This window comes from Streptomyces sp. NPDC001770 (assembly GCF_053596135.1).
In genome coordinates this window covers 34,179-58,940 of the sequence record NZ_JBSFFN010000028.1, presented here as the reverse complement: position 1 = coordinate 58,940, position 24,762 = coordinate 34,179, and the positions used below count along the sequence as shown (strand labels likewise).

The 24,762-nt window shown below is 72.7% G+C and carries 25 protein-coding genes; 17 read left to right on the top strand and 8 right to left on the bottom strand.

Translation table 11 applies throughout. The features are described 5' to 3' along the window. The first annotated feature begins 19 nt into the window (after nt 1-19). The 4 genes from argJ to ACWCSV_RS23650 are packed head-to-tail and all read left to right on the top strand — an operon-like array spanning nt 20 to nt 3,891. The gene (gene argJ, locus ACWCSV_RS23665) at nt 20-1,174 is read left to right on the top strand and encodes a bifunctional glutamate N-acetyltransferase/amino-acid acetyltransferase ArgJ (RefSeq protein ID WP_451145280.1); all 1,155 of its coding nucleotides are present in this window, start codon (nt 20-22) and stop codon (nt 1,172-1,174) included. Continuing rightward, on the top strand, nt 1,171-2,127 hold the full coding sequence (argB, locus tag ACWCSV_RS23660) for an acetylglutamate kinase (RefSeq protein ID WP_451145278.1): 957 nt from the start codon (nt 1,171-1,173) through the stop codon (nt 2,125-2,127). The genes argJ and argB overlap by 4 nt, the downstream gene beginning before the upstream one ends. Continuing rightward, nucleotides 2,124-3,329 carry an acetylornithine transaminase gene (locus tag ACWCSV_RS23655; protein ID WP_451145276.1) on the top strand — a complete coding sequence of 402 codons (1,206 nt, stop codon included), beginning with the start codon at nt 2,124-2,126 and terminating at the stop codon, nt 3,327-3,329. The genes argB and ACWCSV_RS23655 overlap by 4 nt, the downstream gene beginning before the upstream one ends. A 25-nt stretch (nt 3,330-3,354) precedes the next feature. After that, entirely contained in the window at nt 3,355-3,891 is a 537-nt protein-coding gene (locus ACWCSV_RS23650; protein WP_451145275.1) for an arginine repressor, read from the top strand. A 72-nt stretch (nt 3,892-3,963) separates the two neighbouring features. Here the strand turns inward: ACWCSV_RS23650 and ACWCSV_RS23645 are convergent, their stop codons facing one another. The 3 genes from ACWCSV_RS23645 to ACWCSV_RS23635 form a co-directional block, all read right to left on the bottom strand. Continuing rightward, complete coding sequence (locus ACWCSV_RS23645; RefSeq protein WP_451145273.1) at nt 3,964-4,671, bottom strand: L,D-transpeptidase family protein; 708 nt, start codon at nt 4,669-4,671, stop codon at nt 3,964-3,966. Between the two features lie 82 nt (nt 4,672-4,753). Continuing rightward, nucleotides 4,754-5,353, bottom strand: coding sequence for a pyridoxamine 5'-phosphate oxidase family protein (locus ACWCSV_RS23640; RefSeq protein WP_451145271.1), 600 nt, complete (start codon nt 5,351-5,353; stop codon nt 4,754-4,756). Nucleotides 5,354-5,426: 73 nt separating this feature from the next. Beyond that, nucleotides 5,427-6,938, bottom strand: a complete 1,512-nt coding sequence (locus tag ACWCSV_RS23635; RefSeq protein WP_451145269.1) for a hypothetical protein — start codon at nt 6,936-6,938, stop codon at nt 5,427-5,429. 373 nt (nt 6,939-7,311) lie between these two features. Between ACWCSV_RS23635 and ACWCSV_RS23630 the strand changes: the two genes are divergently transcribed. The 5 genes from ACWCSV_RS23630 (at nt 7,312) to ACWCSV_RS23610 (ending at nt 12,823) form a co-directional block, all read left to right on the top strand. Next, entirely contained in the window at nt 7,312-8,544 is a 1,233-nt protein-coding gene (locus tag ACWCSV_RS23630) for a cytochrome P450 (RefSeq protein WP_451145267.1), read from the top strand. A 25-nt stretch (nt 8,545-8,569) separates the two neighbouring features. Next, complete coding sequence (locus ACWCSV_RS23625; RefSeq protein ID WP_451145265.1) at nt 8,570-8,764, top strand: ferredoxin; 195 nt, start codon at nt 8,570-8,572, stop codon at nt 8,762-8,764. Next, entirely contained in the window at nt 8,761-9,987 is a 1,227-nt protein-coding gene (locus ACWCSV_RS23620) for an NAD(P)/FAD-dependent oxidoreductase (protein ID WP_451145263.1), read from the top strand. Before ACWCSV_RS23625 ends, ACWCSV_RS23620 begins: the two co-directional genes overlap by 4 nt. Nucleotides 9,988-10,259: 272 nt before the next feature. Continuing rightward, complete coding sequence (gene argH / locus ACWCSV_RS23615; RefSeq protein WP_451145261.1) at nt 10,260-11,699, top strand: argininosuccinate lyase; 1,440 nt, start codon at nt 10,260-10,262, stop codon at nt 11,697-11,699. Nucleotides 11,700-11,851: 152 nt separating this feature from the next. After that, nucleotides 11,852-12,823: an aldo/keto reductase gene (locus ACWCSV_RS23610; RefSeq protein ID WP_451145259.1), complete on the top strand. Its 972-nt coding sequence runs from the start codon at nt 11,852-11,854 to the stop codon at nt 12,821-12,823. Between the two features lie 71 nt (nt 12,824-12,894). Here ACWCSV_RS23610 and ACWCSV_RS23605 read toward each other — a convergent pair whose 3' ends face one another. The 3 genes from ACWCSV_RS23605 to ACWCSV_RS23595 all read right to left on the bottom strand — a co-directional run bounded on the left by ACWCSV_RS23605 (nt 12,895) and on the right by ACWCSV_RS23595 (nt 15,076). Further along, complete coding sequence (locus ACWCSV_RS23605) at nt 12,895-13,404, bottom strand: hypothetical protein (RefSeq protein WP_451145257.1); 510 nt, start codon at nt 13,402-13,404, stop codon at nt 12,895-12,897. Between the two features lie 135 nt (nt 13,405-13,539). Next, a complete protein-coding gene (locus tag ACWCSV_RS23600) occupies nt 13,540-14,280 on the bottom strand; it encodes a class I SAM-dependent DNA methyltransferase (RefSeq protein WP_451145255.1) in 741 nt (246 codons plus the stop codon). A gap of 124 nt (nt 14,281-14,404) precedes the next feature. Further along, on the bottom strand, nt 14,405-15,076 hold the full coding sequence (locus ACWCSV_RS23595) for a lysophospholipid acyltransferase family protein (RefSeq protein WP_451145253.1): 672 nt from the start codon (nt 15,074-15,076) through the stop codon (nt 14,405-14,407). Between the two features lie 241 nt (nt 15,077-15,317). Between ACWCSV_RS23595 and ACWCSV_RS23590 the strand changes: the two genes are divergently transcribed. The 3 genes from ACWCSV_RS23590 to ACWCSV_RS23580 all read left to right on the top strand — a co-directional run bounded on the left by ACWCSV_RS23590 (nt 15,318) and on the right by ACWCSV_RS23580 (nt 17,856). Next, complete coding sequence (locus ACWCSV_RS23590; protein WP_451145251.1) at nt 15,318-16,496, top strand: glycerophosphodiester phosphodiesterase; 1,179 nt, start codon at nt 15,318-15,320, stop codon at nt 16,494-16,496. Nucleotides 16,497-16,801: 305 nt separating this feature from the next. Then, nucleotides 16,802-17,311 carry a sigma-70 family RNA polymerase sigma factor gene (locus ACWCSV_RS23585; RefSeq protein WP_451145372.1) on the top strand — a complete coding sequence of 170 codons (510 nt, stop codon included), beginning with the start codon at nt 16,802-16,804 and terminating at the stop codon, nt 17,309-17,311. A gap of 38 nt (nt 17,312-17,349) precedes the next feature. After that, nucleotides 17,350-17,856 carry a GNAT family N-acetyltransferase gene (locus tag ACWCSV_RS23580; RefSeq protein ID WP_451145249.1) on the top strand — a complete coding sequence of 169 codons (507 nt, stop codon included), beginning with the start codon at nt 17,350-17,352 and terminating at the stop codon, nt 17,854-17,856. Between the two features lie 181 nt (nt 17,857-18,037). Here ACWCSV_RS23580 and ACWCSV_RS23575 read toward each other — a convergent pair whose 3' ends face one another. Both ACWCSV_RS23575 and ACWCSV_RS23570 read right to left on the bottom strand, forming a co-directional pair. Further along, nucleotides 18,038-18,487, bottom strand: a complete 450-nt coding sequence (locus tag ACWCSV_RS23575; protein ID WP_451145247.1) for a hypothetical protein — start codon at nt 18,485-18,487, stop codon at nt 18,038-18,040. A gap of 1 nt (nt 18,488) precedes the next feature. Next, a complete protein-coding gene (locus tag ACWCSV_RS23570) occupies nt 18,489-18,848 on the bottom strand; it encodes a hypothetical protein (RefSeq protein WP_387371947.1) in 360 nt (119 codons plus the stop codon). Nucleotides 18,849-19,557: 709 nt separating this feature from the next. Between ACWCSV_RS23570 and ACWCSV_RS23565 the strand changes: the two genes are divergently transcribed. The 5 genes from ACWCSV_RS23565 to cbiE all read left to right on the top strand — a co-directional run bounded on the left by ACWCSV_RS23565 (nt 19,558) and on the right by cbiE (nt 24,528). Then, nucleotides 19,558-20,622 (top strand): methionine ABC transporter ATP-binding protein, encoded by a 1,065-nt coding sequence (locus tag ACWCSV_RS23565; protein ID WP_451145245.1) that lies wholly within the window; start codon nt 19,558-19,560, stop codon nt 20,620-20,622. Next, complete coding sequence (locus tag ACWCSV_RS23560) at nt 20,619-21,287, top strand: methionine ABC transporter permease (protein WP_451145243.1); 669 nt, start codon at nt 20,619-20,621, stop codon at nt 21,285-21,287. Before ACWCSV_RS23565 ends, ACWCSV_RS23560 begins: the two co-directional genes overlap by 4 nt. A 137-nt stretch (nt 21,288-21,424) precedes the next feature. Next, nucleotides 21,425-22,288 (top strand): MetQ/NlpA family ABC transporter substrate-binding protein, encoded by an 864-nt coding sequence (locus tag ACWCSV_RS23555; protein ID WP_451145241.1) that lies wholly within the window; start codon nt 21,425-21,427, stop codon nt 22,286-22,288. 136 nt (nt 22,289-22,424) lie between these two features. Next, nucleotides 22,425-23,063: a GNAT family N-acetyltransferase gene (locus ACWCSV_RS23550; RefSeq protein WP_451145239.1), complete on the top strand. Its 639-nt coding sequence runs from the start codon at nt 22,425-22,427 to the stop codon at nt 23,061-23,063. A 208-nt stretch (nt 23,064-23,271) separates the two neighbouring features. Then, a complete protein-coding gene (cbiE, locus tag ACWCSV_RS23545) occupies nt 23,272-24,528 on the top strand; it encodes a precorrin-6y C5,15-methyltransferase (decarboxylating) subunit CbiE (RefSeq protein ID WP_451145237.1) in 1,257 nt (418 codons plus the stop codon). Nucleotides 24,529-24,762 lie beyond the last annotated feature (234 nt).

The following is a 24,762-nucleotide window of genomic DNA, read 5'->3' as shown; positions in this document are numbered from 1 at the left end:
AAGCGAACGAGGAGATGCAGTGAGCGTCACGGCAGCACAAGGATTCTCGGCGGCGGGCATCGCCGCCGGGATCAAGGAGAGCGGCAACCCGGACCTGGCCCTCGTGGTCAACCTCGGGCCGCGCCGCGCCGCCGCGGGAGTCTTCACCTCCAACCGCGTCAAGGCCGCACCCGTCCTCTGGTCCCAGCAGGTCCTCAAGGGCGGCGAGGTCTCCGCCGTCGTCCTCAACTCCGGTGGCGCCAACGCCTGTACGGGCCCCAAGGGCTTCCAGGACACGCACGCCACCGCCGAGAAGGCCGCCGAGGTCCTCGAGGGCCACAGCGCGGGCGAGGTCGCCGTCTGCTCCACCGGGCTCATCGGCACGCTGCTCCCCATGGAGAAGCTGCTCGCGGGCATCGACAAGGCCGCCGCCGCGCTCAGCACGGAAGGCGGCACGGACGCCGCCATCGCCATCAAGACCACCGACACCGTCCACAAGACCGCGGTGGCCGCCGGCGAGGGCTGGACCGTCGGCGGCATGGCCAAGGGCGCGGGCATGCTCGCCCCGGGCCTCGCCACCATGCTCGTCGTCCTCACCACCGACGCCGACGTCGAGGCGTCCGCGCTGGACGCCGCCCTGCGCGACGCCACCCGCACCACCTTCGACCGGGTCGACTCGGACGGCTGCATGTCGACCAACGACACCGTGCTGCTCCTCGCCTCCGGCGCCAGCGGCATCACCCCGGAGCAGGACGCGTTCGCCGCGGCCGTACGGACCGTCTGCGCCGACCTGGCCCGGCAGCTCATCGGCGACGCCGAGGGTGCCTCCAAGGACATCCGGATCGAGGTCGTGGGAGCCGCGACCGAGGACGACGCCGTCGAGGTGGGCCGCTCCATCGCCCGCAACAACCTCCTCAAGTGCGCCATCCACGGCGAGGACCCCAACTGGGGCCGCGTGCTCTCCGCGATCGGCACCACCCGGGCCGCCTTCGACCCCGACCAGCTGAACGTCGCCATCAACGACGTCTGGGTCTGCAAGAACGGCAGCGTCGGCGACGACCGCGACCTCGTCGACATGCGGTACCGCGAGGTCCGGATCACCGCCGACCTCTCCGCCGGCACCGAGTCGGCCGTCATCTGGGCGAACGACCTCACCGCCGAGTACGTCCACGAGAACAGCGCGTACAGCTCATGAGCGACTCGAAGAACACGAACACCGAGAAGAGCACGGCGCGGAAGCACACCGCCCTCCCGAAGGCGCAGATCCTCATCGAAGCGCTGCCCTGGCTCACCCGGCACAACGGCCGGACCGTCGTCATCAAGTTCGGCGGCAACGCCATGATCGACGAGGACCTGAAGGCCGCCTTCGCCCAGGACGTCGTCTTCCTGCGGCAGGCCGGCCTCAAGCCCGTCGTCGTGCACGGCGGAGGTCCGCAGATCAACGCCCAGCTCGACAAGCAGGGCCTGGTCAGCGAGTTCAAGGCCGGACTGCGGGTCACCACGCCCGAGGCGATGGACGTCGTACGGATGGTGCTGGCCGGACAGGTGCAGCGCGAGCTCGTCGGCCTGCTCAACCAGCACGGGCCGCTCGCCGTCGGCATGACCGGCGAGGACGCCCGCACCATGACCGCCGTCCAGCACCGCCCGACCATCGACGGCGAGCTCATCGACATCGGCCGGGTCGGCGAGATCACCGAGATCGACACCGGGGCCATCGAGGCCCTGCTGGCGGACGGCCGCATCCCGGTCATCTCCTCGATCGCGCGCTCCGCCGACGACAACCACGTCTACAACGTCAACGCCGACACCGCCGCGGCCGCCCTGGCCGCCGCGCTGAACGCCGAGACGCTGATGGTCCTCACCGACGTCGAGGGGCTGTACGAGGACTGGCCGCACAGCGACGACGTGATCAGCCGGATCACGGCGACCGAGCTGGAGAAGCTCCTGCCGGAGCTGTCCAGCGGCATGGTCCCGAAGATGCAGGGCTGCCTGTACGCGGTGCGCAACGGCGTCGAGACCGCCAGGGTCATCGACGGGCGCGTCCAGCACGCGATCCTGCTGGAGATCTTCACGGACGAGGGGGTCGGCACGATGGTCGTGCCCGACGCCGGCACGACAGCCGAGAACGGCACGGAGGGGGCAGCATGACGAACGCGGAACTCGGTCAGCGGTGGAGCCACGCGCTGATGGACAACTACGGCACGCCGCAGATCCCCCTGGTCCGCGGCGAGGGCGCCCGCGTCTGGGACGCCGACGGCAAGGAGTACCTCGACTTCGTCGGCGGGATCGCGGTGAACGCGCTGGGCCACGCCCACCCCGCGATCGTCGAGGCCGTCTCCACGCAGATCGCCTCCCTCGGCCACGTCTCCAACCTCTTCATCGCCGAACCGCCGGTCGCGCTCGCCGAGCGGCTGCTCCAGCTCTTCGGCCGGAGCGGACGGGTCTACTTCGCCAACTCCGGCGCCGAGGCCAACGAAGCCGCCTTCAAGATCGGCCGGCTCACCGGCCGGACCGGCATGGTGGCCACCACCGGCGGCTTCCACGGCCGGACCATGGGCGCGCTCGCTCTCACCGGACAGTCGGCGAAGCGGGAGCCGTTCCTGCCGCTGCCCGGCGAGGTCACCCACGTGCCGTTCGGGGACGTGGAAGCGCTCCGGGCCGCGGTCACCACGGACACCGCGCTCCTGGTCATCGAGCCGATCCAGGGCGAGAAGGGCGTGGTCGTCCCGCCCAAGGGCTACCTCACCGCGGCCCGCGAGATCACCCGGGCCACCGGCACGCTGCTCGTCCTCGACGAGGTGCAGACCGGCATCGGCCGGTGCGGCACCTGGTTCGAGTACCAGGCCCACGAGGACGTCGAGCCCGACATCGTCACCCTCGCCAAGGGCATCGGCGGCGGACTGCCGCTCGGCGTGACCGTCGCCTTCGGCGCCGCGGCCGACCTGCTCAAGCCGGGCCAGCACGGCACCACCTTCGGCGGCAACCCGATCGCCTGCGCGGCGGGCCTCGCCGTGCTGGACACCCTGGCGGCGGACGGCGCGCTCGACAACGTGAAGCGGCTCGGCGAGCGCATCCGGGACGAGGTCGAGGGTCTCGGACACCCCCTCGTCTCCCACGTCCGCGGCTCCGGCCTGCTGCTGGGTATCGTGCTCACGGGACCCCACGCACCGCAGGTGCAGCAGGCGGCCCAGGAAGCGGGACTGCTGGTCAACGCCCCCGCGCCCGATGTCGTCCGGCTGATGCCGCCGCTGATCATCGGCGACGCCGAGGTGGACGCCTTCCTGGCCGTGCTGCGGGGTGCCCTGGACACGGTGAACCCGGGCGAGGGCGACGGAGAACCCGGAGCATGAGCACCCGGAGAATGAGGCGACGACGATGACCGAGGCGCAGGACACCGAGCACGGAGGCCCTGCCGTGCCGCAGACCCGCACGGCACGCCACCGTCGGATCGTGGACATCCTGAACCGGCAGCCGGTGCGCTCGCAGAGCCAGCTGGCCAAGCTGCTCTCCGACGACGGACTGAGCGTCACCCAGGCGACGCTCTCCCGCGACCTCGACGAACTGGGCGCGGTCAAGATCCGCAACACCGGCGGGGAGCTCATCTACGCGGTGCCGAGCGAGGGCGGCTTCCGCACCCCGCAGGCGCCGCTGGGCGGCTCCGCCAAGGAGGAGCGGATGCGGCGCCTCTCCTCGGAGCTGCTCATCTCCGCGGAGGCCTCGGCCAACCTCGTCGTCCTGCGCACGCCCCCGGGCGCCGCACAGTTCCTCGCCTCGGCCATCGACCAGGCCGAACTCCACGACGTCCTCGGCACCATCGCCGGGGACGACACGCTGATGCTGATCAGCCGTGACGCGGCCGGGGGCCAGGCGCTCGCCGACCACCTGCTGCGTCTGGCGCAGAACGAACGCTGACACACGCGGCGCCACGCGCACCCGAGCCCGGTCCGCCACTCGCGGACCGGGCTCGGGTGCGCCGTGGGCGCGTCAGTAACGGGTGACCGCCAGCGCCCCGCCGGAGGTGCCGATGGCGATGTGCGGGTGCGCGTCCGGGTCGGCCCACGCCAGGACGCGGTCCATCGCCCCCGCCGGCACCGAGACGCAGCCGGCCGTCGCCCCTTCGCCGTCGACGTGCAGGAAGATCCCCGCGCCCCGGCCCCGTACCGGCTTCGCGTAGTTGAAGCCGATCACCAGCGCCCGCGCGTACTGCGTGGGGTACGTGACCAGCTGCTCCGCCTCCGAGGCCCGGCAGTCGGACGGCAGCGGCTCCACCCACCGGTTGTAGTCGCGCGCCTCGTTGTCCTGGCACCACCACGAACCGTCCGTCACCCTGCGGTACGGATACGCCGTACCGGCCGGAGCGGCCCGCACACCGAAGGCGTACGGAAGTCCGTACAGGCCCGTCGGCGTGGTGTTCGTGCCCTGCTGCCGGGTACGCCCCTCGGCGAGACCCGCCGCCCCGAACCGGGCCGGCGCGGACCCCGCCTCCACCCACCGCCCCCGCCGCAGCTCCCACCAGGTGACCGTGCCGGTGGTGGACCCGGCCGCGGGGGCCTCGGCGACGATCAGCTGCCGGCCGCCGCCCGTGTCGGCCAGCCGCTCGGGCACCGTCCGGCCGGCGGCGGCGGGCGGGCCCGCCGCGACGGAACCCGCCAGGGCCAGGAGGACGGACAGGGTCACCAGGGATTTGCGCATGCTCCGGACCGTACGGGCGGCGGGGACGTGGCTCCACCGGGGTGCTCCGTACGGTCCAGAGGAACGCTCGGGGAAGCGTCCGTCAGCGCGGGGCCGGGGCGGGCATCGGCGGCAGCGGAAGCGGCAGGCCGGGCAGGCCGTCGATGCTGGTGGCGATGTCGGGCTTCTTCTCGAAGTACGAGCCGAGGCTCTCGTCGTCCTCCCGGGCGAACCGGTCCGCGTGCAGCGGCCGGTCCCGCTCGTACGCGAGGAACGGCACGGCGAACCCGCAGGTGTCACGGATCAGTCCGGCCGTCACCACGATGACGGCGCGCAGCCCGTGGGGCGTCGGATCCACCTGGTCGAAGCGCGCCAGCAGCCCGGGGAAGCGGGGGTCGTCGCGGAAGACCGGTTCGCCCCGGCCGTGCACCCGCACGATGTTGGGCGGGCCCTGGAACGCACACCACATGAGCGTGATGCGGCCGTTCTCCCGCAGATGGGCGATGGTCTCCGAGTTGCTCCCGGCGAAGTCGAGGTACGCCACCGTCGTCTCGTCGAGCACCGCGAACGAGCCGCTGACGCCCTTGGGGGAGAGGTTGACCGTGCCGTCACCGTCCAGGGGAGCGGTCGCGGTGAAGAAGAGGGGCTGCTCCTCGATGAACGCGCGCAGCCGTCCGTCAATGCGTTCGTAGGTCTTTCCCATGTGCGGATTATCTGCCGTCAGGAGGTCCTGTGGTCGCTGCTTTTCGGCCACCGCAGGCCCTCGCTCCCTCGGCTCAGGCGGGTGGCAGCGGCTCGTACCGGGCGCGCTGCGCCTCGTGGGCGACCTCAGGATCCTCGTCCTCCTCCATCCCCGCCAGCACCCGCTTGCGCAGGCCGAGGCCGTGCGCGCCGAGGAGACGGAGACCGGCCCGGCGGACGTGCGCCGGCCGGGCGGGGGCCACCAGTGCGGCCAGCCACTCCTCCGGCACGAACAGGACGTACGGCTCCAGCGCCTTGCGGGCGGTGCGCACCACCGGCGGATGGGGATCGTCCATGGCGGCCATCAGCTCGTCGGGGGAGACCACGCCCAGCATGCGCAGCCCGGCCAGGGCCGCCGCGCGCACCCGGCCCTCCGGATGGAGCGTCAGCGGCCGCAGCAGACCGGCCGCGTCCGGCGCCCCGGATTCGGCCAGCCCGAACACCGCGCCCGGCGGCAGGCCGGGCGCGGCCGGATCCGCGCACCGCTCCCGGTAGAACGCCCACGGGTCCGTGCCCTCCAGCCGCAGCACCAGCCGGGCGGCCGACCGCACCCGGGCCGAGGGATCGGCGAGACGGCCGTACGCCTCCGGGCCGCGGCCCGCCCGGTGCAGCGCGGTCACCGCCGAGGACCGGGTCGCCGCCGAGGACGCGGTGAGCAGCGGGTCGAGGAGGCGGTCCGGATCACCGGGGGAGACCCGCGCGAGGAGTGCGTCGGTGCAGAGCCGGCGGACCGCCCGGTCCTCGGCGGTGAGGACCAGCTCCGTGAGCCGGGCGGCCGGCAGGAGGCCCCGGTCCAGGCAGAGCCCGGTGCCGAGCAGCCGGGCCCTTTGGCGGGGGCTCGCCAGCAACCGGCCGGGCAGCGAGGACGGAAGCGTGCCGGCGACGGCGAGGACCAGCGCGAGACCGGGGCCGCCGTGCGGGCGGAGCGTCAGCCGTACGGCCAGCGGGACCAGTTCCGCGGCGCGCCCCGCGCCCCCCGGCCCGTCCAGGGCCGTGCCGAGCGTCCGGCGGGCCCGGTCGCGTACCGGAGCCCGGCCGTCCGCGCACCGCAGGAGCAGCAGCGGGAGCAGGGCGGGGCGTCCGGCGGCGAACGGCAGGGCGGCCTGGCGCACCTGCCACCGGTGATGGCAGAGCGCGAGGGCGGTCTCCGGCTCGGACGGTGGGAAGACCGACCAGGTCACGTCCTGGACACTGTCGTCCCAGTCGGGGGCGAGGGGGCGGCCGGGAACCCCGGAGCCCGCGGTGCCGGGGCCCGCGGAGGGGGCGCCGGGTGACGGGCTCGCGGGGTGGGCGCCGGACGGAGTGGTCGCGGCGGGTGCGCCGGGCGGAGCGGCGGTGGAGGGGGCGCCGGGTGACGGGCTCGCGGGATGGGCGCCGGGCGGCCTGCTCGTACCTCCCCTCGCGGTCGTCGCGCGGATCCGCCGGTCGAGACCGATCCAGGCCTCGGGATCGGCCGTGTCCACGGCGGCGGCCAGGGGGTTGCCCAGCAGCAGGTGCTCGTGCGGCGCGAGGTCGCGCGCGGGGGACGGGTGGATCGGCTTCCGCATGGGCGCAGCCTATGGGCAGCCCGGGCGTCCGCCGCCCGGGCCCCGGGAGGCGTACGGCGGGGCGGTCCGGTGCGACATGCGAGGGAGCGTCCGGGCCCGAGTCCAGGCCAAATCGGCTGACGGACCCCGTCGCGTCGGCCCCGCCCCTCGCGGCCGGTCCCCCCGCGGCAATGGGCGCAGAGCCGGACATCCCGCTTGATCAACGCGTGGCCGGATAGCGACGGCGAGCCCCGGGGCTCTGTTGACGGAGCTCCCTCCACCCATATCGTTGCCCCAGGCATCTAGTTCCGTGTCCTGGGCATCTGGTTCCGGGCCTCAGGCACCTAGTTCCGCGAGGGATTCCGTCCGACGTCCTTCTGCCGAGGAGGCAGGCATGACCGAGACCGTGACCACGACGACGCCGACCCCCCACCCCGAATTCCCCATGGCCAGGGCGGCCGGCTGCCCGTTCGATCCGCCCCCCGCACTGCGGGAACAGCAGGACTCCGAGCCCATCTCCCGGGTGCGCCTGTGGGACGGCGGCAACCCCTGGCTGGTCACCCGTCACGACCAGGTCCGCGCCCTGCTCGGCGACCCGCGCATCAGCGCCGACCCCGCCCGGCCCGGGTATCCCCACCGCGACGCCGGGGCGAAGGCCCGGGCCCACACCCGCCAGACCTTCATCACCATGGACGACCCCGGCCACGCCCGCATGCGCCGGATGGTGACGGCCCCCTTCGCGATCAAGAAGGTGGAGGCGATGCGGCCGGCGATCCAGAAGATCGTCGACGGGCTGATCGACACCATGCTGGCCGCCCCCGGGCCCGTGGACCTCGTCGAGGCGTTCGCCCTGCCGCTGCCCAGCCTGGTCATCTGCGAACTGCTCGGAGTGCCCTACGACAAGCACGACTTCTTCCAGAAGCACACCAAGGTCCTGGTCCGCCGCAACGGTGATCCCGAGGAGGTGATCGCCGCCTCGGAGGCACTCATCGGCTACCTCGAGGACCTGCTGGCCGACAAGCTGGCCGAGCCGGGAGACGACATCCTGTCCGACCTGGCCACCAAGCGCGTGGCCACGGGGGAGCTGACGGCGCGCGAGGCCGCCGAGATGGGCTCGCTCCTGCTCGCCGCGGGCCACGAGACCACCGCGAACATGATCGCGCTGGGCACGGTCGCCCTGCTCCAGCACCCGGACCAGCTCGCCCTGCTCCGCGAGACCGACGACCCCAAGGCGATCGCCGCGACGGTGGAGGAGCTGCTGCGCTACCTGACCATCGTCCACTCCGGGCGCCTGCGCGTGGCGGTGGAGGACATCGAGATCGGCGGCGTCACCCTGCGCGCCGGGGACGGCGTGATCTGCGCCACGGACGTCGCCAACCGCGATCCGGAGCTCTTCGCCGAGCCCGACCGGCTCGACATCACCCGTGACGCCCGTCGGCACGTCGCCTTCGGGTTCGGCGTCCACCAGTGCCTCGGCCAGCCGCTGGCCCGCGTGGAACTCCAGGTCGTCTACAGCACCCTCTACCGGCGCATCCCCACCCTGGCCCTGGCCACCGGGGTCGACCAGCTCCGCTTCAAGCACGACGGCGTCATCTACGGCGTCTACGAACTGCCCGTCACCTGGTAGTACCGACCACAGAATCGAGAAGCGCATGCGCGTCAAAGTCGATCAGCCCAAGTGTGTCGCGTCCGGGCAGTGCGTCCTGGCGGCCCCGACCGTCTTCGACCAGGACGACGACGGCATCGTCCAGGTCCTCGTCGACCGGCCGGACGCCGTGGACCACGAGGACGTGAGGGAGTCCGTGGCCGTCTGCCCGGCCGCGGCGATCTGGCTGGAGGAGGAGTGACGGCGGCGCCGCCGCGCCGCATCGTGGTGGTGGGCGCCTCGGCGGCAGGTCTGTCCGCCGCCGAGACCCTGCGGCGCGGGGGGTTCGACGGCTCCCTCACGCTCGTGGGCGAGGAGGCCCACCCGCCCTACGACCGGCCGCCGCTGTCGAAGCAGATCCTCACCGGGACATGGCAGGCCGACCGCCTGCGGCTGCGCCGGCCCGAGGACCTGGACGCCCTCGGGCTCGACCTGCGGCTCGGGACCGCCGCCACCGCCCTCGCCCCGGCCGCACGCACGGTGACCCTCGCCGACGGCACCGAACTCCGCTACGACAACCTGGTCGTCGCCACCGGGGTCCGGCCCCGCCGCCTGCCGGAGTGCGGGACACCGGGCGTCCACGTCCTGCGCGGCCTGGAGGACGCCCTGGCGCTGCGCGACCGCCTGGCGTCCGGCGGCCGGCTGGTCGTGGTGGGCGCCGGGTTCCTCGGAACGGAAGCGGCTGCCGCGGCCCGTTCCCTCGGGGCCGCCGTCACCCTCGTCGAGCCCGCCGAGGTACCGCTCGCCCATGTCCTCGGCCGGCGGCTGGGGGCCCACCTGGCCCGGATCCACCGCGACCACGGCGTCGACCTGAGAACCGGCACGAAGGTCACCGGGATCAGGACGGCCGGGGGCCGGGTCACGGGGGTCCACCTGTCCGACGGGACGGAGGCCGGGGCCGACGACGTACTCGTCGCCATCGGTTCCCGGCCCAACACCGAGTGGCTCGCCGGCAGCGGTCTCGACCTGACCGACGGGGTGGGATGCGACGAGTACTGCGCCGCCGCCCCCGGCATCCACGCCGCCGGGGACGTGGCCCGGTGGCGCAACCCGCTCTTCGGCACCGCCATGCGGGTCGAGCACCGTACGAACGCGGCCGAGCAGGGCATGGCCGCGGCCCGCAACCTCCTCGATCCCGGCCACCCCAGACCGTTCGCACCCGTCCCCTACTTCTGGTCCGACCAGTACGGGCTGAAGATCCAGGCGTACGGGCACCTCCGCGACCACGAAGAGGCCCGCGTCGTCGAGGGGGACATGGCAGGCGGTCCCTTCGTCGTCGCGTACCGCACCGGCCGCTTCCTGACCGGGGTGGTGGCGGTGGACATGCCCCCGAAGGTGCTGCGCCCGTGGCGGGCGGCGATCGCGGCCCGTACCCCCTGGCAGGCATGGGCCGTTGAACCGGCGGAGGCCGCCTCCCCGGCCTGAGGCGTCCCGCCGCTCCACGGACGTGGCGGCCCGGCCGGGGCGCCCGCCACCAGCCGCGTTGACAAAACATACGGAGGATTGCATAGTTATACCGACGGTGGGCGCACCGCGGAGGATCTCCCACCCCCTCCGCGAAGACCGCCGCCGCCCGGCGCGACCCCGCCCGACAGCGCGCGCCACGCCCGCACCACGCGTACGAAACCGGCCTCCCCGATCCTCCGCGGCGGGGAGGCGGTCGCACATCCACCCCCTTGTTCTTCGAGGAGCACGCAGTGAGCAACGCCAACGGCAACGGCAACAGCGACGTACGCCTCTGGGGCGGCCGTTTCGCCGACGGACCGGCCGAGGCGCTGGCCAAGCTGTCCGCCTCGGTCCACTTCGACTGGCGGCTGGCTCCCTACGACATCGCCGGATCCCGTGCCCACGCGCGTGTCCTGAACAAGGCGGGCCTGCTCACCGACGACGAGCTCACCCGCATGACCGGCGGACTCGACCAGCTCGAAGCCGACGTCACCGACGGCTCGTTCACCGGCACCGTCGCCGACGAGGACGTCCACACCGCGCTGGAGCGCGGCCTGCTGGAGCGCGTCGGCAAGGACCTCGGCGGCAAGCTCCGCGCCGGCCGGTCCCGCAACGACCAGGTCACCACGCTCTTCCGGATGTACCTGCGCGACCACGCCCGGATCATCGGCGGACTCGTCGCCGAGCTCCAGGACGCACTGGTGGGCCTCGCCGAGGCCCACCCGGACGTCGCCATGCCCGGCCGCACCCACCTCCAGCACGCCCAGCCGGTGCTCTTCGCCCACCACGTCCTCGCCCACGTGCAGGCCTTCTCCCGGGACGCCGAGCGGCTGCGCCAGTGGGACGAGCGGACGGCCGTCTCGCCGTACGGCTCCGGCGCGCTGGCCGGTTCCTCCCTCGGGCTCGACCCGGAGGCGGTCGCCGCCGACCTCGGCTTCGAGCGCGGCTCCGTCGCCAACTCCATCGACGGCACCGCCTCGCGCGACTTCGTCGCCGAGTTCGCGTTCATCACCGCGATGACCGGGATCAACCTCTCCCGGATCGCCGAGGAGATCATCATCTGGAACACGAAGGAGTTCTCCTTCGTCACCCTGCACGACGCGTTCTCCACCGGCTCCTCGATCATGCCGCAGAAGAAGAACCCCGACATCGCCGAGCTGGCGCGCGGCAAGTCGGGCCGGCTCATCGGCAACCTGACCGGCCTGCTGGCGACCCTCAAGGCCCTCCCGCTCGCGTACAACCGCGACCTCCAGGAGGACAAGGAGCCCGTCTTCGACTCCTGCGACCAGCTGGAGGTCCTGCTCCCCGCCTTCACCGGCATGATGGCCACGCTCACCGTCAACCGCGAGCGCATGGAGGAGCTGGCCCCGGCCGGCTTCTCGCTCGCCACCGACATCGCCGAGTGGCTGGTCAAGCAGGGCGTTCCCTTCCGGGTCGCCCACGAGGTCGCCGGCGAGTGCGTCAAGGAGTGCGAGCACCACGGCATCGAGCTCGACGAGCTGACCGACGAGCAGTTCGCGAAGATCTCCGAGCACCTCACGCCCGAGGTCCGTACCGTCCTCGACGTGCCCGGCGCGCTCGCCTCCCGCAACGGCCGCGGCGGCACGGCACCGTCCGCCGTCGCGGTCCAGCTCGCCGAGATCAAGCAGGACCTCGCGGTCCAGCACGCCTGGGCGACCGCCCGGAAGTAGCCGGCCACCGTCCGGACCGGGCCCACCCGCCCGGTCCGGACACGCGCGTCCCGACCGGGTCTCCCGGGTGGGTCCGAGGTGTACGAACGGCGCCGCGGGCTACGTTGACGGGGAAGGGCGAAGAACCGCCCCCGGACCACGAGGAGCCCGCGATGCCGTTCGACCGCCTGACCGCGGCCACCGCCTCGACCGCCCACATCGGGCTCGGCCTCGCCGCAGTCGGCAGGCCCGGCTACATCAATCTCCACCGCGAACTCGACCTGCCCGAGGACCGCACCCCCGACGCCCTGCGCGACCGCACCCACGAACTCCTGGACGCGGCCTACGCCCAGGGCGTCCGCTACATCGACGTGGCCCGCTCCTACGGCCGCTCCGAGGCGTTCCTCGCCGAGTGGCTGATCGCCCGCCCCGCTCTCACCGACGTGGTGGTCGGCAGCAAATGGGGCTACACCTACACCGCCGACTGGTCGGTCGAGGCCGAGGCCCACGAGGTCAAGGACCACGGGGTGGCCACCTTCGACCGCCAGCGCGCCGAGACCCGCGCCCTGCTCGGCGACCGGCTCGACCTCTACCAGATCCACTCGGTGACCGCCGACAGCCCGGCCCTCACCGACAAGGAACTCCACGCCCGGCTCGCCGGCCTGGCCGCCGAGGGCGTCACGATCGGCCTCTCCACCAGCGGCCCCGGCCAGAAGGACGCCATCCTGGCGGCCCTCGCCGTCACGGTCGACGGCGAACCCCTCTTCCGTACCGTCCAGGCCACCTTCAACGCCCTGGAGACCTCGGCGGGCCCGGCGCTCGCCGAGGCCCACGAAGCCGGACTCACGGTGATCGTCAAGGAGGCCATGGCGAACGGCCGGCTGGCCGGTACGCAGGCCCCGGCGCTGATCCGCGAGATCGCCCTCGACCGGGAACTCGGCAGCGACGCGGTGGCCCTCGCCCATGTGCTCCACCAGCCCTGGGCCGGGGTCGTCCTGTCCGGCGCCGCCACGGTCGGTCAGCTCTCCGGCAACCTGCACGCCGTCACGCTCGACCTCGACGAGGAGGAGCGCGCCCGGTTCGGCAGCCTGGTGGAGGACCCGGAGGCGTACTGGCGGTACCGGGCCGCCCTCCCCTGGAGCTGACGGCCCGCGGAGCCTACGGCCCTCGGAGCTGACGGCCCCGGAGCCGACGGCCGCCCCACGCCGGACGTGCCTCAGGCGGCCCAGGCGGCCAGCGCGTCGAAGTCCCGCCGCTCCAGGCCGACCGCCGGATCGACCTGCCGCAGCAGCGCCGGGCCGGGGTGGTGCGCCGCCACCCACGCCCGGTCCTGCTCGCCGACCTCGTCGTCGATCCAGGCGAACGGCCGCCCGGCCGCGTACGCCACGACGTGCGGCGTCTTCCAGAAGACCCCGTCGCCCGTGCTCCCGCCCACCACCGGCCAGTCGACGAACGGCAGCGGGGGCAGCCCCAGCGGCGGTCCGACCCACTCGTTGGCCTCGTCCTTCCAGGTGGTCGCCCAGACCAGTTCGTACCGGTCCGCCAGCGCCAGCAGCTCGCCGCCGTGCGCCGGATTGAGCAGCACCGGCAGACCCTGCCCCATCTCCCACCCCGTCGGGCGCATCCGCAGGCGCCGGTACCCCGCCGGGTTCCGGCGCCGGGACAGCGCCAGGTAGGGGTTCAGCGGACCGTCGATGTCGATCAGCAGCAGCGGCTTGGTGCCCATGCCCCCATGCTGCCGCCCGGCGGCCCCGAGCGGTAACGAAGTACGGCCGTCGGGCCCCGGGAGCCGCCTGCCACCACGGACCGCCTGGCGGGCCGGTGGTCCGTGCGCACCCGGGGCGTCTCCGGGGACGCGCGGTCAGCCGGCCGGCTTCTCCCACACCGAGACGTGCCGGCCGCTCTCATTGCCGAACGGGCTCCGGTCCCAGTCCTCGAAGCGCTCGCGCAGCCGCATCCCGGCGAGCTGCGCCATCAGGTCGAGTTCGGCGGGCCACACGTAGCGGAACGGGATCGAGCGGAAATCGCCCCGCCCGTCCACGACGTCCACGTAGTTCGAGCTCACCGACTGGGTGGCGACGTCGTACTCGTCGTACGCCCAGCGCGTCGCACTCGTGTGGAAGGGTACGACCCGCTGACCGGGCGGGAGCTTGCGCAGCTCGGGGACCACCACCTCGATCACGAAGGCGCCACCCGGTTCGAGGTGGTCCGCGACGTTGCGGAAGCAGGCCACCTGGTCTGCCTGGGTCGTCAGGTTCATGATCGTGTTGAAGACGAGGTACGCGAGGGCGAAGGTGCCGTCCACCTTCGTCCCGGTGAAGTCCCCGAGGGTCACCCCGATCGCGTCGCCGCCCGGCTTGGCGCGCAGCCGCTCCACCATCGCCCGGGACAGGTCGATGCCGTGCACCGGGATCCCGCGCCGCGCCAGCGGCAGCGCGATCCGCCCGGTGCCGATGCCGAGTTCGAGCGCCCGGCCCGTGCCCGCGAGCCCGGCCAGGAAGTCCGCCGTCGACTCCACCAGATCAGGCGCGAACATGTCGTCCGAGGGATCGTCGTACCGCGCCGCGATCGGCTCTCCGAAGTAGTCCTTCTTGTCGGTCACGCCGGGACCGTACCGTCCGGCGGCACACCACGCCCGCGAATTTCCCGGCCGGCGTCCGGGTACGCGAAGGGCCCGCCACCCGGGGAGAAGGTCCCCCGGGTGGCGGGCCCGGAAGCCCCTGCCGTTACGCGGCCTTCGCCTTCGTCGCGTACATGTCCACGTACTCCTGGCCGGAGAGGCGCATGACCTCGGACATCACCGAGTCCGTCACCGCGCGCAGTACATAGCGGTCGCGGTCCATGCCCTCGTACCGGGAGAACTCCATCGGCTCGCCGAAACGGACCGTGACCTTGCCCGGCCGGGGGATGCCCGCGCCGCCCGGCTGGAGCTTGTCCGTGCCGATCATCGCGAACGGGACCACCGGTGCGCCCGTCATCAGGGTCAGGCGGGCGATGCCCGTACGCCCCCGGTAGAGCCGCCCGTCGGGGGAGCGGGTGCCTTCCGGGTAGATGGCGAAGGCGCCGCCCTCGTCCAGCACCCGGCGCCCCGTCATCAGCGCCGCGACACCGCCCCGTCCCCCGTCGCGGTCCACGGGGATCATGCCGCTGCCGGTGAAGAACCAGGCCATCATGCGGCCCTTGATGCCCTTGCCGGTGACGTACTCGTCCTTGCCGATGTAGTACACCGGCCGGTCGCAGCAGATCGGCATGATCAACGAGTCGATGAAGGTGAGGTGGTTGCCCGCGAGGATCACCGGACCGTTTCCGGGGATGTTCTCGGCGCCCTCGATCTGAGGCCGGAACATCAGGCGCAGGATCGGTCCGAGCACTGCCTTGATGACCGTGAGACGGGACAACGGTTCCTCCGGTGTCGTGGCCGGGCCGGCCGGGGCGGTGACGCGATGGTCTGTGCAGGTGAGGACGATACTCGCGGCGACGGGCCGACCGCACATCGGGTTCACACGACGGATACGCGGTGTTGACGTGTGTTCGCGGTGCGTTGGCCCGCCCGACCCCCGGAGTACGGCCTCCGTGCCTACGCTCGGGGCCGCGCCGGAGCCCGGTGCAGCCGCCGAACGTCACATGCGAGGAGCGTCCATGACAGAGCGTACGCGCAAGAGCCCCGGCCGCCGGGCGCTGCTCGGAGCCGCGGTGCTCGGAACGACCACGCTCGGCCTCCCGGCCGCCGGCACCGCCGCGGCCGACGAACGCGGCCACGACGACCGCGGGGGCAGGGGGAGCGGCACCGGGCGTCGCCTGCGCGACCTGCCCGTCCCCACCGTCGTCGGGCACCGGGGCGCCAGCGGCTACCGCCCCGAGCACACCCTCGGCTCGTACCAGCTCGCCCTGGACCTCGGCGCGGACATCGTGGAGCAGGACGTCGTCCCGACCAAGGACGGCCACCTCGTCTGCCGCCACGAGAACGACATCAGCGGCACCACCGATGTCGCCTCCCACCCCGAGTTCGCCGGCCGCAGGACCACCAAGACGGTCGACGGTGTCGCGCTGACCGGCTGGTTCACGGAGGACTTCACCCTCGCCGAGCTGAAGACCCTGCGCGCCACCGAGCGCATCCCCGGCAACCGCCAGAAGAACACCCTCTACGACGGCCGCTGGGAGATCCCGACCTTCGAGGAGGTCCTGCGCTGGGCCGACGCCGAGGGCCGCGAGCGCGGCAAGCCGGTCTGGCTCTACACCGAGACCAAGCACCCCTCGTACTTCCGGGGTCTCGGCCTCGCCCTGGAGGAGCCGCTCGCCAAGCTGCTGCGCCGGTACGGACGCGACCGCGCCGACGCCGCCCTCATCCTCCAGTCCTTCGAGCCCGACTCCGTGCGCAGGCTCTCCCGGCTGGTCTCCACCCCGCGCATCGTGCTGCTCGCCGGCGCGAACTCCCGCCCCTGGGACTTCACCGAGGCGGGCGACCCGCGCACCGTCGCCGACCTCGTCACCCCGGCCGGCCTGAAGTGGATGGCCTCCTTCGCCCAGGGCATCGGCCCCACCCTCGACCTGGTCGTCCCGAGGGACTCCGCCGGCCGCCTCACCACCCCGACCACGCTGGTCCGGGACGCGCACGCGCAGGGGCTGATCCTGCACCCGTACACGATGCGCAACGAGAACACCTTCCTGCCCACCGAGTTCCGCCGGGGCACCGACCCCAACGCCTACGGCGACGCCTTCGGGGCCTTCCGCGCGTACTTCGCCACGGGCATCGACGGCATCTTCTCCGACAACGCCGACACCGCGCTCCTCGCGGCGGCCGACGCCCGCCGCGCCTGACGGGCGCCCCCGCCCGACCGGGGTACGTACGGCCGCCTCGCCGGGCCGCGCCGACCTGACGGGGCCGCGCCATGAGGGATCGCGTCAGCGCAGTGCCCGTCGTGCCCCGGTCGGGTGGGACTTCCCGCGTACGGCAACCAGCCGTGCGCGGGACGCGTTGAGCGGGCGTGACCCCCGCCGGCCACCGTGCCGCTACCCCCGCCGACCACCGCGCCGCAGGCGCCGTCGAGCGTGCCGACCACCGCGCCGCAGGCGCCGTCGACCGCTCCGGCCGCGCTCCGGCCGCTCCCACCGCGTACACCGTCGTGGTGCTGACGGCCCTGCATCCACTGGTCCGCGCCGAGGTGACGGCCGAGGCCCCGGCGGCCGGAACGGACCCGGCCGACCTCGAACAGACCGTCTGGCTGCGACTGCTGGAGCGCCTCGCCTCCGGCGCCCCGCTGCCCGACCCGGCCCGCTGGGTGCGCGACACCGTACGCGCCGATGTCCGCCGGGCCCGCCGCGCCGCCCTGCGTGAACACCCGCACGCGGACGACGTACCCGACGCCGGACCGCGCAACTGTCCCGAGCACGCGACCCTCGGCGCCGACGAGCGCCGGGTGTTGCGCGCGGCCGTCGCCCGGCTGCCGGGCCGCTGCACCGGACTGCTGACCGCGCTGCTCGACCCGGGCGACCGCACCTACCGCGAGATCGCGGGGGAGTTGGGTATGTCACAGGGGAGTCTGGGACCGATGCGTTCCCGATGTCTGGGATGTCTCCGGATAATGCTCGCGGCGGAGGTTGCCGCTCCCCGCGCGCGGGGAAGGGTGCGTTAGGCAAACCGGCCTATCAGGTGAGCGGGAGGCATGCACACATGGGCATGAGCGTGATCATCTCGGCGGCGACCCCGGACGACGCCGAACAGCTCTTCAGGCTCCAGTACCTCTGTTTCCAGAGCGAGGCGGAGCTCTACGGGAACTACCGCATCGACCCGCTCGTCCAGACCCTGGAGTCCGTCCAGGCCGAACTCGCCACCGACCTGGTCTTCGTGGCCCGCCTCGGTGAAGAGGTCGTCGGCGCGGTCCGGGGATCCACCGCGGACGACGGCACCGGCCGGATCGCCAAACTCTGCGTCCACCCCCGGCTCCAGGGCCACGGCCTCGGCGCCCGCCTGCTGCGCGCCGCGGAGGCCGGACTCGCTTCCGACCGCGCCGCCACCCGCTTCCGGCTGCACACCGGGCACCGCAGCGAGAGCAACCTGCGCCTCTACCGCCGCGCCGGATACGCGCAGGTCGGCGCGGAGACGGGTGAGGACGGCGTACGCCTGATCCTGCTGGAGAAGGAAGCCCCCGCGGCCCAGGAGTACCTGGCGAGCGCGTAACGGCTCCCCGGCCGCCGGCCGTCGAGGAACGAGAAGTCCCGGAACGCGAAGTCCCCCTACGGGAAGTCCCGGAACGCGAAGTCCCGCCCGGACGCACGGTGCAGGGCGGGACCGCGCGGTCTCCCCGGGACGCACGGCCCCCCGGACGGAGAGCCTGCCTCAGTCCGGGACGGAGCCCCGCTCAGGCCTGCTTGGCCCGGCGCAGCCAGAGCAGTCCGGTGACCGGGAGGATCACCGGGATGAAGACGTAGCCCATGCCGAAGTCCGACCAGACGGTGGCGTCGGCGAAGGCGGAGGGCTCCACCATCGTCCACGTACCGACGATCAGAACGCCCGTCAGTTCGGCGGCGCAGCAGACCAGGGCGGCCCGGCGGGCCTTCTCCCCGCCGCGCACCAGGGAGTACGTGATGAACCCGTACACCAGGGCGGCGACGGCCGACAGTACGTACGCCAGCGGCGCCTTGCCGAAGTCCAGGATGATCTGGACGATCGCCCGTGAGGCGGCGGCGACCGTGAACACCCCGTAGAACCAGACGAGTACGCGTCCGGGGCCGGTCCCCAGGTCGAACGACGGCTTCTGCGCCGTCGCTCCGGCCGACGCCGGGGTCTCGGTGCGATCGGTGTCGGTCACGTCAGTTTCCCCAGATGTCGTAGAGCCGTACTTCGAGCACGGCCAGCACCACCGCGCCGGCGGCCACCGTCGCCGAGCCCCAGCGGGTCCGCTCGGTCAACGAGAGGAAACCGGCCGCGGGCACGGCCGCGAAACAGCCGATGAGATAGCAGATGAAGATCGTCATGCCCTGTTCCGGGCGCTCGCCGCGCGCCAGCTGCACGATCCCCACCACCAGCTGCGCGAGCGCCAGCAGCGTGACGACCGCCATACCGATGAAGTGCCAGTCCTTGGTCGGCTGGTCCCGGTATGCGGCGAATCCGCACCAGGCGGCGAGGGCGAGCGCGGCCACGGCGAGCGTGACCGTCAGGGCGTCGAGCATGAGCCGAGGGTATTACGGCCGGACCCCGCGCCCGCCCCCGGCCCCGGCTCCCCGCGGTTGTATACGAAAGAGGGGGACCGGCCCCTCGGTGGCCACTCCGAGGGGCCGGTCGCCGTCTTCCGGTGGCCGCCTCCGAGACCGTGGCGGCTGTCTCCCGGCGGACCGGTGCACAAGCCTTCGAGGGCGGGGCCCGTGGCGTCCGCCACAGGCGCCCGGGCAGGGTGAAGGCGTGGAACCCGGACGGCCGGGTCCGATCCGTTCCAGTGTTTACGCAGGTCAGCGAGGTGTGCGGGGGAGAGTTGCCCGCGGTGCGACGGGGGGCGGCGGCCCCCCGCCCAGGGGTCCGGCATGCGGACGCGCCGGTTCCGCGCTCTGTTACGTCTGTTTTACTTGGGGCATGACCACGACGAGCAGCCGCACCCTTGCGACCGAGGCGATCACTACGCCCGGTGCTCGTTGTATGTGTCGAATGCGCGCCATCTGAGGGCCCCCGCCAGTGTCTCGCGCCCCGAAGCGAGAACCCGCCGACGCCGTCCCCTCCCGGTCGCCCCGGGCAGGAACGCGCCGGCCCCGTACGGCCTCGACCGGCACTCCTGTGCCGCGGCCGTGCCGAGACCCCGGCCGACGAGGGCCGGTGAGTCTCCCCGGACGAATGCCCCGTGCCCGGCGGACAACCACGCCGCGAGCACTCGACAGTGACGGAAACCCTGTGATCACCACTTCGGGCCTCACGAAGGTCTACCAGTCGCGCGACCGCGAGGTCACCGCACTCGACGGAGTCGATCTGCACGTCGAGGAGGGCGAGGTCTTCGGCGTCATCGGCCAGAGCGGCGCCGGCAAGTCCTCCCTCATCCGCTGCGTCAACCTGCTGGAACGCCCCACCTCCGGCACCGTGACCGTGGCCGGCCAGGACCTCACCGCCCTCGCCGGCCGGGGCCGCCGGGCGGGCAAGGAACTGCGCGAGGCGCGCAGCCGTATCGGCATGGTCTTCCAGCACTTCAACCTGCTGGCCTCGCGCACCGTCCAGGGCAACGTGGAACTCCCGCTGGAGATCCTCGGTGTGCCCGGCCGCGACCGCTCCCGCAAGGCCCTCGAACTGCTCGACCTGGTCGGCCTCGGCGACAAGGCGAAGGCGTACCCCGGACAGCTCTCCGGCGGTCAGAAGCAGCGCGTCGGCATCGCCCGCGCCCTGGCCGGCGACCCGAAGGTGCTCCTCTCCGACGAGGCGACCTCGGCGCTGGACCCCGAGACCACCCGCTCCATCCTCCAGCTGCTGCGCGACCTCAACCAGCAGCTCGGCCTGACCGTGCTGCTCATCACCCACGAGATGGACGTCGTCAAGTCGATCTGCGACTCTGCCGCGCTGATGCGCCGGGGCCGCGTGGTCGAGTCCGGCACGGTGGGCGAACTCCTCGCCACCCCCGGCTCCGAGCTGGCCGATGAACTCTTCCCGGTCGGCGGCGGCACCTCCGGCCCCGGCCGCACCGTCGTCGACGTCACCTTCCACGGCGACGCGGCCGGCCGGCCGGTGATCTCCCAGCTCTCCCGTACGTACAACATCGACATCTCCATCCTCGGCGCGGCCATGGACACCGTGGGCGGCAACCAGATCGGCCGGATGCGCATCGAGCTGCCCGGCGGCTTCGAGGAGAACGTCGTGCCCATCGGCTTCCTGCGCGAGCAGGGGCTGCGGGCCGAGGTCGTGGACGAGGCCGCCGCCACCGCGATCCCCGTACGGACCACCGCCCCGCTCACCAAGGAGGCCGCGAAGTGACCTGGTCCGAAATGCAGCCCCTGCTGACCCAGGGCACCGTCGACACCCTCTACATGGTGCTGTGGTCCGCGGTCGTCACCGTCGCCGTCGGCCTGCCGCTCGGCGTCCTGCTGGTCCTCACCGACAAGGGCGGACTGCTCCAGAACACCGTGGTCAACAAGATCGTCGGTGCGGTCGTCAACATAGGCCGCTCCCTGCCCTTCATCATCCTGCTGATCGCGCTGATCCCCTTCACGACCTGGGTCGTCGGCACCTTCATCGGTCCGACCGCGATGATCGTCCCGCTGGCCGTCGGCGCCATCCCCTTCTTCGCACGCCTGGTGGAGACCGCCGTCCGCGAGGTCGACCACGGACTCGTCGAAGCGGTCCAGTCGATGGGCGGCTCCATCCCCACCATCGTCCGCAAGGTCCTGCTGCCGCAGGCACTGCCCTCGCTGATCTCCGGGGTCACCACCACCGTGATCGTGCTCATCGGCTACTCCGCGATGGCCGGCGCCGTGGGCGGCGAGGGGCTCGGCTCCAAGGCCGTCACCTACGGATTCCAGCGCTTCGACAACCAGTTCATGATCGTCACCGTCGTGCTGCTCATCGTCATCGTGACCGTCGTGCAGCTCATCGGCGACCTCGCCGGACGCCTGCTGGCACGCCGGAGCCGCACCGCCTGACGCGCTCTCCCCGCCGCCACCTCCCCGCAGACTTCCGTCCCGCACCCGTAACGGCCCCGTTGTTACGAACGCGCGGCGACGGCCGGGCCCGCACTCCTTGTCCGGGCGCTCCACCCCACCCGAAAGAGGCACTTTTCGTGCGCAAGACCATCAAGCTCTCCGCGGCAGCCGCCGCCACCGCCGCCCTCGCCCTGGGCCTGAGCGCCTGCGGTACGGACTCCGACCCGTCCGCCGGCGGCACCGGCGCGAGCGCCGACACCTCCAAGGCGCTCGTCGTGGGCGCGTCCCCGACGCCGCACGCCGACATCCTCGACTTCGTGAAGAAGAACCTCGCGGCGAAGGCCGGCCTCAAGCTGGAGGTCAAGGAGTTCACGGACTACGTCCTGCCGAACACCGCCACCGAGAACGGCCAGATCGACGCCAACTTCTTCCAGCACAAGCCCTACCTGGACGACTTCAACAAGAAGAACGGCACCCACCTCGTGCCGGTCGTCAACGTCCACCTGGAACCGCTCGGCCTCTACTCCAAGAAGGCCAAGTCCGTCTCCGACATCACGTCCGGCCAGACGATCGCGGTGCCCAACGACACCACCAACGAGGGCCGCGCGCTCCTGCTCCTCGCCGACCAGGGCCTGATCACGCTCAAGGCCGGTGTCGGCACCGACGCCAAGCTGAGCGACATCACCGACGCCAAGGGCCTGAAGTTCAAGGAGCTGGAGGCCGCCACCGTGCCCCGCGCCCTGGACGACGTCGACGCCGCCGTCATCAACGGCAACTACGCGATCGAGGCCAAGCTCACGCCGTCGAAGGACGCGCTCGCCATCGAGAAGGCGGAGGGCAACCCCTACGCCAACATCCTGGTCGTCAAGAAGGGCGGCGAGAAGGACCCCCGCGTCGAGAAGCTCGCCAAGCTCCTCAACAGCGACGAGGTCAAGAAGTTCATCGAGGACACCTACAAGGGCTCGGTCATCCCCGCCTTCGGTGCCCCGGCCGCTTCCTGACCGTCCCGCGCATCCCGCGGAGCCCCGCACCTCCCGCCGTGGAGGTGCGGGGCTCCGCCGTACGGACCCGCCCATGCACGGCGCGCGCCCGATACTGCATGCTGTGCCTTTACCGGTCTTCGGCATGGAGCTGCGCATGACTACCACGTTTCCGTCGATCTCGATCAGCACGGACCGACTGGTGCTGCGCCCCTACGACATGTCGGACCTCCCCGCACTGACCGACATGATGGACGACGAGGCCGTCACCGCCTGGACGGACGCCCCGCACCCGTACACGCAGATCGACGCCGAGCGCTGGATCCGGCGGATCGCCCCCGGCGAGCGCACCCAGGGCCACGGCATCGTCCTCGCCGTCCACGAGTTCCTCACCCAGCGGCTCGTGGGCTCCGTACGGCTGCTCAACACCGACTGGCGCACCCGCTCCACCGAGGTCGTCTACGTCACCGCCCACTGGGCGCGCGGCGAGGGATACGCCACCGAATCGGTACTGGCGCTCGCCGAGTGGCTCTTCCGCGACCAGGCCTTCGAGCGGATCGAGTTGCGCACCCAGGCCGACAACACCGCCTCCCAGCAGGTCGCCCAGAAGCTCGGCTGCATCAGCGAGGGCGTCCTGCGCAACGCCCGGATAGCGCGGACGCAGACGGAGGACGGCGGGTGGGTCGACTTCCGTACCGACCTGATCGTCTGGGGACTCCTCCCGGAGGACCTCGAAGGCGTCGCCGAGCAGCTCGCGGACGCGGGCGGCTACGGCACCTACAACGACTGGAACTGACGGGGGCAGCCGGCCGCGGCCCTCCGGCCGGACCGGGAAAGGACCGACGCGGACCGGCGCCGGGCCCGGACCGGACCGGCGGAGGACCGCCGCCCGCGTGCCCTGCGGGGCGACCCGATAACCTCTACCCGGTCCGCCGCGCGGGCAAGGCCCCACCGGCGGACAAGCCCCCCTCACGCACCCCCACAGCTCCAGGAGACGGACGACGATGGCCGACCGGGTCACGGTGATCGGCTGGGACGGCTCACCGCTGACCAGAGCGGCCTCGGCAGCGCTCTCCGCCGCCACGCTCGTGGCCGGCGCCGCGCACCACCTCGCGCTCGCCGAAGTCCCCCGGGACGCCGAACGCATCCGCCTCGGCAGCGTGGACCTGGCCGCCCGGCGTATCGCCGGACACCGGGGGAGCGCCGTCGTCCTCGCCGACGGCGACCCCGGCTTCTTCGGAGTCGTACGCACCCTGCGCGCACCCGAACACGGCCTGGAGGTCGAGGTCGTGCCTGCGGTCTCCTCCGTCGCCACCGCCTTCGCCCGCGCCGGGATGCCCTGGGACGACGCCCAGGTCGTCGTCGCCCACCCGAGGACCCTGCGACGGGCCGTCAACGTCTGCCGGGCCCACCACAAGGTCGCCGTCCTCACCTCGCCCGGCGCCGGCCCGGCCGAACTGGCCCTGCTGCTCGACGGCATCCACCGCACCTTCGTGATCTGCGAGGAACTCGGCACCGCCCACGAGCGCGTCACCGTCCTCACCTCCGACAAGGCCGCCGACCACGCCTGGCGCGACCCCAACGTCGTCATCGTCGTCGGCTCCGGACCCACCACCGCGTCCGCCGGCTGGATCGGCGGCCGGGACCCCGCCCGCCCCGACGGCGTGCGCGGCTGGGCCCTGCCCGAGCACGCCTACCGCCGGACCGGCCACGGTCCCGCCGGAGGCGACCGGACGGGTACGGCGGAGAGCACCGAGGGCGAGTCCGCCGGGATGCGCGCCGCCCAACTGGCCCGGCTCGGCCCGCGCACCGGCGACCTGGTCTGGGACATCGGCTCGGGCACCGGCGCGCTGGCCGTCGAAGCGGCCCGCTTCGGCGCGGCCGTCATCGCCGTCGACCGCGACCCCGCCGCCTGCGCCCGTGCGACGGCCGCCGCCCGTTCCTTCGGCGTGGCCGTCCAGGTCGTCCAGGGCCTCGCCCCGCACGTGCTCGAACGGCTTCCCGAACCCGATGTCGTACGCATCGGGGGCGGGGGCGTACCCGTGGCCCTCGCCGTCGCCGACCGGCGCCCGGAGCGGATCGTCACCCACGCCTCCACCCGGGACCAGGCGGAGGCCCTCGTCACCGCGCTCTCCGGCAGCGGCTACACGGTGGAATGCGCGCTCCTCCAGTCCGTGGACCTGGACACCTCGGCCTGGCGGGAACGCGAACGGTCCGTCGCGTTCCTGCTCTGCGCGGTGCGTTCGGACCTTGCCCCGTGACCAGGTCGCTACAGCGCGGAAGGTAGGCTGGCCGATTGTTGTACCGAACCCGGTCGTTCGTCGCTTCGTTCGTCAATGTCCGGAAAAGGGAGTTGTTTTGTTTCTCCCTGTGGTACGGCACGACCGGGCACGCGCAAAGTGGCGCAGTCCACAGCGAACCGCGGCGCAACGACCTGTCGCTGCGGCGAACGGCCGCGAGAATATGTAGAGGTCTGCGGGCGTTTCGTGCCGCGC

What these genes read in the sequence shown, in the direction of transcription:
- argB (WP_451145278.1), top strand. Translation starts at nt 1,171, where the DNA reads ATGAGCGACTCGAAGAACACGAACACCGAGAAGAGCACGGCGCGGAAG.
- ACWCSV_RS23655 (WP_451145276.1), top strand. Translation starts at nt 2,124, where the DNA reads ATGACGAACGCGGAACTCGGTCAGCGGTGGAGCCACGCGCTGATGGAC.
- ACWCSV_RS23650 (WP_451145275.1), top strand. Translation starts at nt 3,355, where the DNA reads ATGACCGAGGCGCAGGACACCGAGCACGGAGGCCCTGCCGTGCCGCAG.
- ACWCSV_RS23645 (WP_451145273.1), bottom strand. Translation starts at nt 4,671, where the DNA reads ATGCGCAAATCCCTGGTGACCCTGTCCGTCCTCCTGGCCCTGGCGGGT.
- ACWCSV_RS23640 (WP_451145271.1), bottom strand. Translation starts at nt 5,353, where the DNA reads ATGGGAAAGACCTACGAACGCATTGACGGACGGCTGCGCGCGTTCATC.
- ACWCSV_RS23635 (WP_451145269.1), bottom strand. Translation starts at nt 6,938, where the DNA reads ATGCGGAAGCCGATCCACCCGTCCCCCGCGCGCGACCTCGCGCCGCAC.
- ACWCSV_RS23630 (WP_451145267.1), top strand. Translation starts at nt 7,312, where the DNA reads ATGACCGAGACCGTGACCACGACGACGCCGACCCCCCACCCCGAATTC.
- ACWCSV_RS23625 (WP_451145265.1), top strand. Translation starts at nt 8,570, where the DNA reads ATGCGCGTCAAAGTCGATCAGCCCAAGTGTGTCGCGTCCGGGCAGTGC.
- ACWCSV_RS23610 (WP_451145259.1), top strand. Translation starts at nt 11,852, where the DNA reads ATGCCGTTCGACCGCCTGACCGCGGCCACCGCCTCGACCGCCCACATC.
- ACWCSV_RS23605 (WP_451145257.1), bottom strand. Translation starts at nt 13,404, where the DNA reads ATGGGCACCAAGCCGCTGCTGCTGATCGACATCGACGGTCCGCTGAAC.
- ACWCSV_RS23590 (WP_451145251.1), top strand. Translation starts at nt 15,318, where the DNA reads ATGACAGAGCGTACGCGCAAGAGCCCCGGCCGCCGGGCGCTGCTCGGA.
- ACWCSV_RS23580 (WP_451145249.1), top strand. Translation starts at nt 17,350, where the DNA reads ATGGGCATGAGCGTGATCATCTCGGCGGCGACCCCGGACGACGCCGAA.
- ACWCSV_RS23570 (WP_387371947.1), bottom strand. Translation starts at nt 18,848, where the DNA reads ATGCTCGACGCCCTGACGGTCACGCTCGCCGTGGCCGCGCTCGCCCTC.
- ACWCSV_RS23550 (WP_451145239.1), top strand. Translation starts at nt 22,425, where the DNA reads ATGACTACCACGTTTCCGTCGATCTCGATCAGCACGGACCGACTGGTG.
- cbiE (WP_451145237.1), top strand. Translation starts at nt 23,272, where the DNA reads ATGGCCGACCGGGTCACGGTGATCGGCTGGGACGGCTCACCGCTGACC.